The 13,052-nt window shown below is 25.7% G+C and carries 10 protein-coding genes, 2 tRNA genes, 2 rRNA genes and 1 other RNA gene; 8 read left to right on the top strand and 7 right to left on the bottom strand.

Annotation, left to right across the window (positions count from 1 at the left end):
* Window positions 1-7 precede the first annotated feature (7 nt).
* Window positions 8-499 (bottom strand): peptide deformylase, encoded by a 492-nt coding sequence (gene def / locus AB4W52_RS01755; RefSeq protein WP_367675235.1) that lies wholly within the window; start codon window positions 497-499, stop codon window positions 8-10.
* Window positions 500-974: 475 nt separating this feature from the next.
* Between def and aroE the strand changes: the two genes are divergently transcribed.
* The 5 genes from aroE (at window position 975) to cspE (ending at window position 5,891) form a co-directional block, all read left to right on the top strand.
* Window positions 975-1,799 carry a shikimate dehydrogenase gene (gene aroE / locus AB4W52_RS01750; protein WP_367675234.1) on the top strand — a complete coding sequence of 275 codons (825 nt, stop codon included), beginning with the start codon at window positions 975-977 and terminating at the stop codon, window positions 1,797-1,799.
* A gap of 197 nt (window positions 1,800-1,996) precedes the next feature.
* Window positions 1,997-2,069, top strand: a tRNA-Glu gene (locus AB4W52_RS01745).
* 150 nt (window positions 2,070-2,219) lie between these two features.
* Window positions 2,220-5,143: ribosomal RNA gene (locus tag AB4W52_RS01740) — 23S ribosomal RNA — on the top strand.
* 134 nt (window positions 5,144-5,277) lie between these two features.
* A 5S ribosomal RNA gene (gene rrf, locus AB4W52_RS01735) occupies window positions 5,278-5,393 on the top strand.
* Between the two features lie 288 nt (window positions 5,394-5,681).
* Complete coding sequence (gene cspE, locus AB4W52_RS01730) at window positions 5,682-5,891, top strand: transcription antiterminator/RNA stability regulator CspE (RefSeq protein ID WP_367675233.1); 210 nt, start codon at window positions 5,682-5,684, stop codon at window positions 5,889-5,891.
* A 117-nt stretch (window positions 5,892-6,008) separates the two neighbouring features.
* Here cspE and AB4W52_RS01725 read toward each other — a convergent pair whose 3' ends face one another.
* A complete protein-coding gene (locus AB4W52_RS01725; RefSeq protein ID WP_367675232.1) occupies window positions 6,009-6,272 on the bottom strand; it encodes a DUF493 family protein in 264 nt (87 codons plus the stop codon).
* A 56-nt stretch (window positions 6,273-6,328) separates the two neighbouring features.
* Between AB4W52_RS01725 and cysS the strand changes: the two genes are divergently transcribed.
* Complete coding sequence (cysS, locus tag AB4W52_RS01720) at window positions 6,329-7,735, top strand: cysteine--tRNA ligase (protein ID WP_367675231.1); 1,407 nt, start codon at window positions 6,329-6,331, stop codon at window positions 7,733-7,735.
* 15 nt (window positions 7,736-7,750) lie between these two features.
* Here cysS and folD read toward each other — a convergent pair whose 3' ends face one another.
* Window positions 7,751-8,608 (bottom strand): bifunctional methylenetetrahydrofolate dehydrogenase/methenyltetrahydrofolate cyclohydrolase FolD, encoded by an 858-nt coding sequence (gene folD, locus AB4W52_RS01715; RefSeq protein WP_367675230.1) that lies wholly within the window; start codon window positions 8,606-8,608, stop codon window positions 7,751-7,753.
* A 149-nt stretch (window positions 8,609-8,757) separates the two neighbouring features.
* Between folD and AB4W52_RS01710 the strand changes: the two genes are divergently transcribed.
* Window positions 8,758-8,831, top strand: a tRNA-Arg gene (locus AB4W52_RS01710).
* Here the strand turns inward: AB4W52_RS01710 and AB4W52_RS01705 are convergent.
* The 3 genes from AB4W52_RS01705 to dnaX form a co-directional block, all read right to left on the bottom strand.
* Entirely contained in the window at window positions 8,805-9,479 is a 675-nt protein-coding gene (locus AB4W52_RS01705; protein ID WP_367675229.1) for an adenylate kinase family protein, read from the bottom strand. The genes AB4W52_RS01710 and AB4W52_RS01705 overlap by 27 nt on opposite strands.
* Window positions 9,480-9,555: 76 nt before the next feature.
* Window positions 9,556-9,888: a YbaB/EbfC family nucleoid-associated protein gene (locus tag AB4W52_RS01700; protein WP_367675228.1), complete on the bottom strand. Its 333-nt coding sequence runs from the start codon at window positions 9,886-9,888 to the stop codon at window positions 9,556-9,558.
* A 34-nt stretch (window positions 9,889-9,922) separates the two neighbouring features.
* Window positions 9,923-11,017: a DNA polymerase III subunit gamma/tau gene (gene dnaX / locus AB4W52_RS01695; RefSeq protein ID WP_367675227.1), complete on the bottom strand. Its 1,095-nt coding sequence runs from the start codon at window positions 11,015-11,017 to the stop codon at window positions 9,923-9,925.
* Between the two features lie 155 nt (window positions 11,018-11,172).
* Between dnaX and ffs the strand changes: the two genes are divergently transcribed.
* An RNA gene (ffs, locus tag AB4W52_RS01690) (signal recognition particle sRNA small type) lies at window positions 11,173-11,268 on the top strand.
* 18 nt (window positions 11,269-11,286) lie between these two features.
* On the opposite strand, the gene AB4W52_RS01685 is transcribed toward ffs, so the two are convergent.
* Entirely contained in the window at window positions 11,287-13,050 is a 1,764-nt protein-coding gene (locus AB4W52_RS01685; protein ID WP_367675226.1) for a SmdB family multidrug efflux ABC transporter permease/ATP-binding protein, read from the bottom strand.
* Window positions 13,051-13,052 lie beyond the last annotated feature (2 nt).

The following is a 13,052-nucleotide window of genomic DNA, read 5'->3' as shown; positions in this document are numbered from 1 at the left end:
TAAATATTTATTTTATTAATTTTTTATTAATACGGTTTTTTTTTAAAGGAGATAAATAATCGATAAATAATTTTCCTTTTAAATGATCTATTTCATGTTGAATACATAAAGAGAGGATATTTTTTGCATTTAAAAAAAATTTTTCTCCATAGATGTTATAGTATTTTATTGTAATGTATTTTTTTCTAGAATACGTGATATATTCATATATTGGAATAGATAAACAACCTTCTTTTATTTTAAGAATTTTACCAAATTTTTTTTTAATTTTTGGATTAATCAGGATTATTGGTTTTTTTAAATCAGAAATTTTATCTATTACTATTATCTGTAGTGGTATATTTACTTGAGTTGCAGCTAATCCAATTCCTTTTTTTTTATACATAATTTTTAACATTTCTTGAACTAAATTTTGTAAATTTTGATCAAATCTTTTTACTGGTTTTGCAATTTTTCTTAATTTTTTGTCAGGGTATTTTAGTATTTTTAATTTTTTCATTTTTTTAATGTTTATTTTTGTAAAATATAAATACATATATACATATTTTTAACAGACATAAAAATATTTTTACTGGATTGATTATTAGAAATTTTTTTTCAATTTTTTTTAAAAATAATAAATTTTTATTTTAAAACTATATTTTTCATATAGAATCTTTTTAAAAATAATTTATTCTAAAATAGAAATTTTAGAAAAAATTTCACATTATTGTCAAGTAATTATTAAAAAATATATTTTTTTATACAAAAATTTATAAAAAAGAATATTTTTAAAATATTTTTTGTTTTTTTTAAGAAAAAAATATTTTATCAATTAATTTTTTCATAGAAAAAATATTTCTATTTTTTATTCTTAAAAAAATAAATTTATAGAAATTTTCTATAAATATAATTTTATTATCATTTTTTTCAAAGAGATTTAAAAATATTAAAAATTTTAATAATTATTATTTTTTTTAATTGGAGTAATTTTTGTGAAAAACGCATCTAAAAAGAATTGTTATGCTGTTTTTGGAAATCCTATTTCTCACAGTAAATCACCTGAAATACATAATTTTTTTTTTAAAAAATATGGTTTTCATGAAAATTATGTCAAGATATGTGCTTCAAAAGAAAATTTTATAAATGAAATCCTTTCTTTTTTTCAAAAAGGTGGAAAAGGAGCTAATATTACGCTTCCTTTTAAAGAAAAAGTTTTTTTATTATGTAATTCTATTACTAAACGTGCTCGTATAGCTGGTTCTATTAATACAATTAAAAAATATGATAAAAATTTTCTTTTAGGAGATAATACTGATGGTGTAGGATTTTTATCAGATTTATTATTTCAAAATTTGATAAAAAAAAATTTTAATGTTTTAATATTAGGAGCTGGTGGAGCAGCTCGTGGAATTTTACATCCTTTATTAGAATTTGAATGTAATATATATATTACAAATCGAACTTTTTCTAAAGCTCAATATTTATCAAAGAAATTTAAGAAATTTGGAAATATTTTTTCTATTCCAATAAATCAGTTAAAAAAAAATAATTATCATATAGTGATTAATGCAACTTCAACTAGTGTATTTAATGTTTGTCCTTTAATTCCTAGTAATTTAATTTCTAAAGAAGTAATTTACTATGATATGTTTTATGGAAAGAAAGATACTTTTTTTATGAATTTTTGTAAAAAAAATGGAGCAAAAAAAGTTTTTAACGGTATAGGAATGTTAATCAATCAAGCAGCTCATTCTTTTTTTTTATGGAAAAAAATATTTCCAAATACAAAAGAAGTATTTAATTTTTTAGAGAAATAATTTTTTTATTAAATAAATTTTTTATTATTAATATTTTTTGTATAAAATTTTTATTTTACGTTTTTTCTATTTGAAATTTTTAAAAATACTTGACTCTTTTTTTTTGAATATGTAAGATGGTTAAATATAAAGAGTTTTTTTTTCAAAGATTTTTTTAAATTTTTTTGATAAAATTATTTTTTATTTTTTTTTGAAATGTCCCCTTCGTCTAGCGGTCTAGGACACTGCCCTTTCACGGCGGCAACAGGGGTTCAATTCCCCTAGGGGACAAAATTATTAAATAAATGTTTTTTATTTATTAAATATTATGATATAATAAATTTTTAAAAAAATTTTCATAAAAATATTTTTTTAGTTCTTTTAAAATTCGGAATAAGAATCTTTAAGATTTATTAAAGTAAAGACACCTGTGGGTTGTAAGGTTAAGTAGAATTAAGCGTACATGGTGGATGCCTTGGCAGTCAGAGGCGATGAAGGACGTGCTAATCTGCGAAAAGCGCCGGTAAGTTGATAAGAAACGTTATTAGCCGACGATTTCCGAATGGGGAAACCTATCATATTTTTATATGATATTATTTATTGAATATATAGATAAATAAAGCAAACCAAGGGAACTGAAACATCTAAGTACCTTGAGGAAAAGAAATCAATTGAGATTCCCATAGTAGTGGCGAGCGAAAAGGGAAAAGCCCAGAGTAAAAATATTATATATTTTTTAATAGAATAATTTTGGAAAAATTAGCGATACAAGGTGAAAGCCCCGTATATGAAAAAAAATATATAATATACTCGAAAAGTAGAACGAGACACGAGAAATCTTGTTTGAAGATAGGGGGACCATCCTCTAAGGCTAAATACTCCTGACTGACCGATAGTGAACTAGTACCGTGAGGGAAAGGCGAAAAGAACCCCTGTTAGGGGAGTGAAATAGATCCTGAAACCGTGTACGTACAAGCAGTAGAAGCTCAATTTTTTAGAGTGACTGCGTACCTTTTGTATAATGGGTCAGCGACTTGTACTCTGTAGCAAGGTTAACTGAAATTTAAAAGGGAGCCGAAGGGAAACCGAGTCTGAAATGGGCTATATAGTTTCAGGGTACAGACCCGAAACCCGGTGATCTAGCCACGGGCAGGTTGAAAGTTAGGTAAAACTAACTGGAGGACCGAACCGACTGATGTTGAAAAATCAGCGGATGACCTATGGTTAGGGGTGAAAGGCCAATCAAACCGGGAGATAGCTGGTTCTCCTCGAAAGCTATTTAGGTAGCGCCTCGTGAATTCATCTACGGGGGTAGAGCACTGTTTCCGTTATGGGGGTCATACTGACTTACCAGGCTGATGCAAACTCCGAATACCGTAGAATGCTATCACGGGAGACACACAGCGGGTGCTAACGTTCGTTGTGGAAAGGGAAACAACCCAGACCGCCAGCTAAGGTCCCAAAATTATAGTTAAGTGGGAAACGATGTGAGAAGGCAAAAACAGCCAGGATGTTGGCTTAGAAGCAGCCATCATTTAAAGAAAGCGTAATAGCTCACTGGTCAAGTCGGCTTGCGCGGAAGATTTAACGGGGCTAAACTATATACCGAAGCTGCGGCAGTAGATTTTTTACTGGGTAGAGGAGCGTTCTGTAAACCGTTGAAGATGCATTGTAAAGTGCATTGGAGGAATCAGAAGTGCGAATGCTGACATGAGTAACGATAAAGCAGGTGAGAAACCTGCTCGCTGAAAAACTAAGGTTTCCTGTCCAACGTTAATCGAGGCAGGGTAAGCCGACCCCTAAGGCGAGGCTGAAAAGCGTAGTCGATGGACAACAGGTTAATATTCCTGTGCTTGAATTTATTGCGAAGGGAGGACGAAAAAGGTTAGATTATCCAAGCGACGGTTGTCTTGGTTTAAGCGTGTAGACGTAAATATTTAGGAAAATCCGAATATTTGTTAAGTTAAGGCGTGATGACGAGTTATTACGGTAACGAAGTAATTGATACCATGTTTCCAGGAAAATTCTCTAAGCATCAGATAAATTCAAATCGTACCACAAACCGACACAGGTAGTTAGGTAGAGTATACTAAAGCGCTTGAGAGAACCCAGGTGAAGGAACTAGGCAAAATGGTGCCGTAACTTCGGGAGAAGGCACGCTAACTCGTAAGTAAGAGGATTTACTCCTTAAGCTGAAGTTAGTCGAAGATACCAGCTAGCTGCAACTGTTTATTAAAAACACAGCACTGTGCAAACATGAAAATGGAAGTATACGGTGTGACGCCTGCCCGGTGCCGGAAGGTTAAATGAAAAGGTTAAAATTAACGTTTGAAGCTTTGAAATGAAGCCCCGGTAAACGGCGGCCGTAACTATAACGGTCCTAAGGTAGCGAAATTCCTTGTCGGGTAAGTTCCGACCTGCACGAATGGCGTAATGATGGCTAGACTGTCTCCACCTGGGACTCAGTGAAATTGAAATCGCTGTGAAGATGCAGTGTACCCGCGGCAAGACGGAAAGACCCCGTGAACCTTTACTATAGCTTGACATTGAATATTGATATTTCATGTGTAGAATAGGTGGGAGGCATTGAATCTAATGCGCCAGCATTAGTGGAGTCGAAAGTGAAATACCACCCTTGAAATATTAATATTCTAACCTAGTACCGTAAACCGGTATGGAGACAATGTCTGGTGGGTAGTTTGACTGGGGCGGTCTCCTCCTAAAGAGTAACGGAGGAGTACAAAGATTGGCTAGTTACGGTTGGAAATCGTAATTTTAGTGCAAAGGCATAAGCCAGTTTAACTGAGAGCGTGATGACGCGATCAGATGCGAAAGCAGGTCTTAGTGATCCGGTGGTTCTGAATGGAATGGCCATCGCTCAACAGATAAAAGGTACTCCGGGGATAACAGGCTAATACCGCCCAAGAGTTCATATCGACGGCGGTGTTTGGCACCTCGATGTCGGCTCATCACATCCTGGGGCTGAAGCAGGTCCCAAGGGTATGGCTGTTCGCCATTTAAAGTGGTACGCGAGCTGGGTTTAGAACGTCGTGAGACAGTTCGGTCCCTATCTGCCGTGGGCGTTGGAAGATTGAGGGGATCTATTTCTAGTACGAGAGGACCGAAGTGGACGTATCACTGGTGTTCGGGTTGTCATGCCAATGGCATTGCCCGGTAGCTATATACGGAAAAGATAAGTGTTGAAAGCATCTAAACACGAAACTTACCCCAAGATTAATCTTCCCTGAAACTTATTTATAAGTTTACTGAAGGGACGTTGAAGACTACGACGTAGATAGGCTAGATGTGTACGCACAGTAATGTGTTTAGCTAACTAGTACTAATTACCCGAGAGACTTAACCTTACAACACCAGAGGTGTTTTAAAAAAAAATAATTCTTTACAAAAGAAATTCTTATTACCGTTTTTTATTAAAAATTTTTATATATTAATATTTTGTAAAATTTCAAAATAATATAGTATAAAAATTTTTTAATAGTCTGGTGAAAATAGTGTAATGGAACCACCTGAAACCATTCCGAACTCAGAAGTGAAACGTTATAACGCCGATGGTAGTGCAGGGTATCCCTGTGTGAGAGTAGGACATTTCCAGGCTATTAAATTTAAACAAAATTTTTTATTTATTTTAAAATTATATTTCATCTATTTAATAAGATTCTTAAATATATTTTTTAAAAAAAAGTTTTTTAAAAAGGTTAATGTAATTATTTTTAGTATTTTATTTTTAAACAAATTCATAAATTTTATTTTAGAATGAAAATTTTTAAAATATATTTTTTTTAAATATCTTTTTAAGAGATATTTTATATGTTTTTAAAAAAAAAATTAAAAATTAACATTTAATTTCAGAATTATATTATTTTCATGTAAAGGTAAGAAAAGATGTCTAAGATTAGAGGTAATGTTAAATGGTTTAATGAATCAAAAGGTTTTGGATTTATTACTCCTGAAGATGGTAGTAAAGATGTTTTTGTACATTTTTCAGCTATTCAAAGTAATGGGTTTAAAACTTTAGCAGAAGGACAAAGTGTAGAATTTGAAATTACAGAAGGAGCTAAAGGTCCATCTGCAGCTAACGTTACCAGTGTATAGTTTTTTTATTAAAGTTTTATGATTTTAAAAATATTTTGTTCATAAAATTTTAAAAACTGTTCAGTACTTTTTAGAAAAAAATAAAAATATTCAGTACTGAACAGAATAAAATTTTATTTAAAAAATTATTTTTACAAATTTTAAATGACTAATTTTTTTGTAAATATATTTTATTTCAAGAAAATTTTTTGCTTCAATCTTAATTTCATAAGATAAATATTTTTCTTTTTTACTGACTTTAAATTTTTTTCTTTTAACAACAATTTTTTTTTTTTGAATTTTTAAATCAATTTTTTTCATTATATTTTTTTTATTAAAACATATAATTTTAAATGTAAATAATGTTGGGAAATTTAAAATTTTTTTGAGTTTTTTATACATGATGATATTTCTTGTAAGAATTATTTTTTCCAGAATATTTAAGATAGAGAAAATAAATGTTAAAAATATTTAATACTTTAACTCGAAAAAAAGAAATTTTCAAATCAATTAAAAAAAAAAAAATTTTTATGTATGTATGCGGTGTGACTGTATATGATTTTTGTCATATTGGACATGCTAGGACATTTATATTTTTTGATGTTGTTTATCGATATTTTAGAGAAATAGGATATAAAGTTAAATATGTTAGAAATATTACAGATATTGATGATAAAATTATTAAGAAAGCAAAATTAAAAAATATTCATTATAAAATTTTAACACAAAACATGATTCATGAAATGAATTTTGACTTTAATTCATTAAATATTTTAAAACCTACCTTTGAGCCTTTAGTTACAGATCATATTTCAGAAATAATTTTTTTTATTTCCACTTTATTAAAAAAAAAATTTGCATATATTAATATTCATGGGGATGTTGTTTTTTCTATAAAAAGTTTTAAAAACTATGGAGAGCTTTCTAGAAAATATCATCAAAAAAAAAATTTTAAAAATTTTTGTTTTTGTAAGAAAAATGATTTTATTTTATGGAAAAATCGTAAAAATAAAAAAGATTTTTTTTGGGATTCTCCTTGGGGTCCAGGAAGACCTGGATGGCATATAGAATGTTCTGTAATTAATTATAAATATTTCGGAAAAAATTTAGATCTTCATGGAGGAGGTAGTGATTTAATATTTCCGCATCATGAAAATGAAAATGCGCAATCTTCATGTTTTAATCAAAAAAAGTATGTAAATTATTGGATGCATACTGGTATGATTATTTTAAAAAATAAAAAAATGTCTAAATCTTTTGGTAATATTTTTTTAATCAAAGAATTAAAAAAACAGTTTTTTTCTGATTCAATACGGTATTATTTACTTTCTACAAATTATCGACATCCTATTTATTTTGATATAAAAAATTTAAAAAAATCTGAAGAAATTATAAAAAAATTTTATTTTTGTATAAATTTTGTAAATAAAAAAAAATTTAAATTAAAATTAAAATGTAGTTCATGTAGTTATTTTGTGTTGTTTCAAAAATATATGAATGATAACTTTAATACTAGAGAAGCTTTATTAATTTTATTAAAATTATCGAAAAAAATAATTTTTTTATTTTATTCTGGAAATTTTAAAAAAGTTGAGTTTTTGTCTAGAAAATTATTCTATTTAGGTAGAATTTTAGGTTTTTTTAATTTAAAAAAAAATTATAAAAAAAATAATTATGATATTTTAAATGAAAAAAAAGTAAAACGTATAAAAATCGAAAAAATTAAAAAATTAATTAAATTACGAGAAAAAGCAAGAAAATTATGTTTGTGGGAAAAATCTGATTCTTTAAGAAAAAAACTATTTAAGTTAGGAGTATATATAGAGGATAGAAAAGATAAAACATTTTGGAAAATTATTTCATAATTTTTGTTTTCTTCTTTATCTATCGTGATATTTTTCACAAATATAAATTGTATTTTTTAATAAACTTGTAACTGTCATTGGTCCAACTCCTCCAGGAACAGGAGTAATATATGATGCTTTTTTATAAATTGAATTAAAGTCTGCATCTCCAACTATCTTTCCATTTTTTAATCTGTTAATTCCTACATCAATAATAATTGCTCCTTCTTTAATCCATTTTCCTTTTAAAAAATTTGCTTTTCCAATAGCGATAACTATTAAATCTGCATTTTTAATATATTGATATAAATTTTTTGTAAATCTATGAGCAATTGTTGTTGTACATCCCGCTAATAACAGTTCTAGCATCATTGGTCTTCCAACAATATTAGAAGCTCCTATTATTAGAGCATTGATTCCTTGAATTTTAATTTTATATTTTTTTAAAAGAGTCATAATTCCTAAAGGTGTACAAGCTCTTAAATTTGGGTTTCTTTGACATAAAAGACCAATGTTTAATGGATGAAAACCATCAACATCTTTTTTATAAGATATTTCTCTTAAAACTTTTAATGTATTTATTTTTTTTGGTAATGGTAGTTGTACAAGAATTCCATGTATAGATTTATTTGTATTTAATTTTTTAATTTTTTTGATAATATCTATTTCTAATATTTTTTGAGGAAAAGTATATGTTTTTGATATAATTCCGATTTTTTTACATGCTATTTTTTTATTTTTAATATAGATTTTTGAAGATTCATTATCTCCTATAAGAAGAACGGCTAATTTTGGAATAATTAATTTATTCATTTTTCTTTTAAGGATTTTTTTTTTTAGTTTTTTTTGAATTTTTTTTGCTATTTTTTTTCCGTTGATAATTTTAGAAATCATTTTTTTTCTCTTTGAAATGTCTATAATTTTTATTATAGAAAATTATTTTTATATATTAAATTTTTTATAATTTACTTATAAATTCGCTAGTTTTTTTTAAAAAAATAATTTATAATATATTTTATAATTTTTTTTAAAAGAATATTTTAGCGCTTTTAGCTCAGTTGGATAGAGCAACGGCCTTCTAAGCCGTGGGTCACAGGTTCGAATCCTGTAAAGCGCATTTTGAGTGATAATATTTATTTAAAATTTTTTCTATTTCTTTTTTAATAGGAATTTGTTTTTTATTTCCATTAATTTTAATGTATTTTATTTTTTTTTCTATACAATATTTAAAAATTTCTTTTTGAGATAATTGATATTGAGAGAATCTTTTTTGAATAATTTCTATCGTATCATCTTTTCTAGTAACTAATTTCTCTCCTGTAATATCATCTTTATTTTTTTTTAATGGTGGATTATAAATTTTGTGATATATTCTTCCTGATGGTTCATGAATTTTCCTGCCTAAGGCTCTTTTAATTATATTTTTTTCTAAAACTATTAATTCTAATATTAAATCTATTTTAATTTTTTTTTTTTGAATCATTTTTGCTTGATTTAATGTTCTAGGGTATCCATCTAAAATATATCCTTGAGAACAATCTTTTTTCAGTAATCTTTTTTTTATTAATGATGAAATTATATGATCATCGATTAATTCACCTTGACGAATTTTTTTTTGAATATCTTTAGATTTTTTATTTTTTTTTTGAATAATTTTTCTTAATAAATCTCCTATAGATATTTTCGGTATATTATATTTTTCTGAAATAAATTTTGCTTGTGTTCCTTTTCCTGAATTTGGAGCTCCGATTAAAAAAATATGCATTTTTATCCTCTTTTTATGAAATTTTTTTAAAAAAATTGTCATTTTTTATTTTAGTAATAAAATTTTTTATAGGATTTTATATATTTAAGTTAATATCTTTTGGTAAAGGCATTCCATGAGAAAGTTTAGAGATTCTTTTCTTTTTTTCTTCAGAGATTTTCATAATAGCATTATTAAATGCAGCCACTATTAAATCTTCAATAATTTCTTTGTCTTCTTCTTTAAATAAATTAGAGTCAATTTCTATTTTTTTACAATTGTTATTTCCGTTTAAAGTTATTTTAATTAATCCTGCTCCAGATTCTCCTGTGACTTCAATAGATTTTATTTCTTTTTGAATATTTTTCATATTTTTTTGTATTTTTTGAGCTTGTTGCATTAAATTTCCTAAATTTTCTTTGTTAAACATTTTATTTTTTCTCTTTAATGTGAAAGTATGTTATTTAAGATTTTTTTATTTCTAATGTTTTTAATAAAGTCATTTCCATACCTAATTTTTTTGAAGGAGAAAAAGGTAGATCTTTTCTTCCATTTAATAGAATGGAATAACAATTTTGAATTTCTGTGAAACTTTTTTTTTGAGAAATATTTTTTAAAATTTTTATATGATTGTCATTATATTTTTTTGTTTTCCATTTTATTGAATATAGTTTTAGGACATATATATAATGTAATAAATTTAATAATTCAATTAATATTTTATCTGGTTCAACATCCAAAGATAAGATTTTTTCTTGAAAAAAATAAATTTTTTTAATTTTTTTATCTAATATTGCTGATATTAAATGTATAAAATTTTCATATTTATATATTCCTAACATTTTTTTAACATTTTTTTTAAAAATTTTTCCATTTCCTATTGCTATTGCTTGTTCAATCAAACTCAATGCATCTCTCATACTTCCATTTGCTGCAGAAGAAATTAATTGTAATGTTTTTTGTTCAAAAAATATTTCTTCATGTTTAAGTATTTTTTTTAGTTGATATCTAATTTTCTTTTCTTTTATTTTTTTTAAATGTAGTAAGATACATCGAGAAACAATTGTTTGAGGGATTTTTTCTATATTTGTTGTTGCAAATATAAATTTTACATGTTTCGGAGGTTCTTCTAATGTTTTTAACAGTGCATTGAAACTGTATCTAGATAACATATGCACTTCATCAATTAAAAATATTTTAAATCTTTCTTTAATAGGAGAATACTTTGAATTTTCTAATAGTTCTTTTATATCTTCAACTTTTGTTTTTGAAGCAGCATCTATTTCGATTAAATCTGGATTACAATTTTTTTTTATTTCTTTACAAGATTTACATTTTTTACATGGTTTTATAGAAATTTTTTTTCGACAATTTAAACATTTTGCTAAAATTCTTGCAATTGTTGTTTTTCCTACCCCTCTTGTTCCACATAAAATCCATGCTTGGTGTATTCTTTGTAATTTTATACTATTAGAAAGAGCTTTTATTATATATTTTTGACCAATAACTTCTTTAAAATTTTCTGGTCTCCATTTACGCGCAAAAATTTGATATGTCATATTTTTACCATTTATGTTTTTATATGCTATCATAATTAAAATGAATTTTCATTATAATGATGTATAAAAATAATTTTGAAAATATAAAAAGATTTCTTGTATTTTTATTTAAAATAATGTATATTTCAAAATAGAGTTTTTTTTAAGTGCTTTATAAGTAAGCTATATGATGTTCTTTGGTTTAAAAAATTAGTCAGGTCTGGGAAGAAGCAGCTATTTTAAATCATACATGCATATAGATTTTATGAATAAAGCACTTAATAAAAAAATTATTTTAAAAGAGATTTGTGTTTTTCTTTTAATAATTGAGATTTATACATTTCATAATATTTTTTCTTCATACTCATTAATTTTTTATGATTTCCTTGTTCAACAATTTTTCCTTTATTTAATACTATTATTTTATCTGCTTTTTTTACAGTAGATAATCTATGTGCAATCATAATTAAAGTAGTTTTTTTTCTAATTTCAAATAAAGATTTTTGAATTAATTTTTCTGTTAAAGAATCTATGTTTGCTGTAGCTTCATCTAATATCAATATTTTTGGATTTCTTATTAATGCTCTTGCAATAGATATTAATTGTTTTTGTCCAACTGATAAGTTTTTACCTTGTTCACTAAGATTAGTATATATTCCTTTCGGTAAGGATAAAATTAATTCATTTAAATGTACTAGTTTTATTATTTTAATGATTTTTTCATATTCAATTTTTTTCCCTAATGTAATATTTTTTAATATACTAACTGGTAATATAATAGGTTCTTGTTGAATTAATGAAATAGAATTTCGTAATGTAAAGTGACTTATATTTTGTATTTTTTCTTTATCTAAAAGGATTTTTCCATTGTTTGGTTTATAATATCCCATTAACAAGCTTGCTAAGGTACTTTTTCCACTTCCTGTTTTTCCCACAAAAGCAATAAATTTATTTTTTTTAATTTCTATATTTATATTTTTTAATATATATGGATCTTTTTTTTTATATTTAAAAAATAAATTTTTGATGTTTATATTACCATTTTGAATTTTTTTTTTGATAGATCCGTATTTTTGTTTAGGAGTATCCATTAATTCAAAAATTCTTTCTCCTGCAACTACAGCTTTTTGTAAAAGTGGTTGTTGACTAGCAACAGAAATTAATGGTTCATTTAAACGAGATAAATAACTAATAAATGCGTATAAAACTCCTACTTTAAATGTATTAACATCTGACATTATGCATAATAGCATAATTCCACATAAGATCATTGATGATAAAAAGTTCAATAAAGGTCGTAGTAAAAATCCTTCTAATTTCAATGCTTGCATTTTGTATTTATAATGCATATAACTTGTATCAATTATTTTTTTTAAAAATTTTTTTTCTTGTTGAAATTGTTGAATGACTGTTATTCCATTTACTATTTCGTTAAATTCATGATATATTTTTGATAAATAATGTCTAATTTTTTTTAATATTGGAATACTATAATGTTGATATGCAAACATTATTAACAATACAATTGGAACTAAAATAATAGCAATACACGCCATTCTCCATGATAAAATAAACATAGCTATTATTACTATAAATACTAATACTGAGCTATTTACAACTGATCCAAGAGTTGTATCATATAGTTCTCTGATAGATTCAGTATCATTAGTTATTTTTGAAATAATATGTCCTATTGGCTGACGATCATAAACTTTAATTGGTAGCATCAGTGTAGATTTCATGACATCGTATCTTAAATTTTGAATAATTCTTATCGATATTTTATTAAATATGATATTTTGAGAATAGTATAAAATAACTGATGATACTTGTAATATGATAAATCCGAGCATATTAGATAAAATAATTGTTTTTGAACATTGATGTTTTTCTAATATATTTTTTATAAAATTACTAATTAAAATTGGTCCTAAAACTTCAGATAATGCAGCAGATAAAAGTAAAAAAATTCCTAAAAAAAGTTTTTTTTTAAAAGGTTTTCCATATTCTACTAATCTTTTTAAAGTAGGCCAAAATTTTATAAAATTGTGCATGC

This window comes from Buchnera aphidicola (Chaetosiphella stipae setosa), from assembly GCF_964059095.1.
GTDB lineage: Bacteria > Pseudomonadota > Gammaproteobacteria > Enterobacterales > Enterobacteriaceae > Buchnera_J > Buchnera_J aphidicola_BP.
The sequence above is the reverse complement of the archived record's forward strand: the minus strand, read 5'-3'. Positions and strand labels throughout refer to the sequence as shown.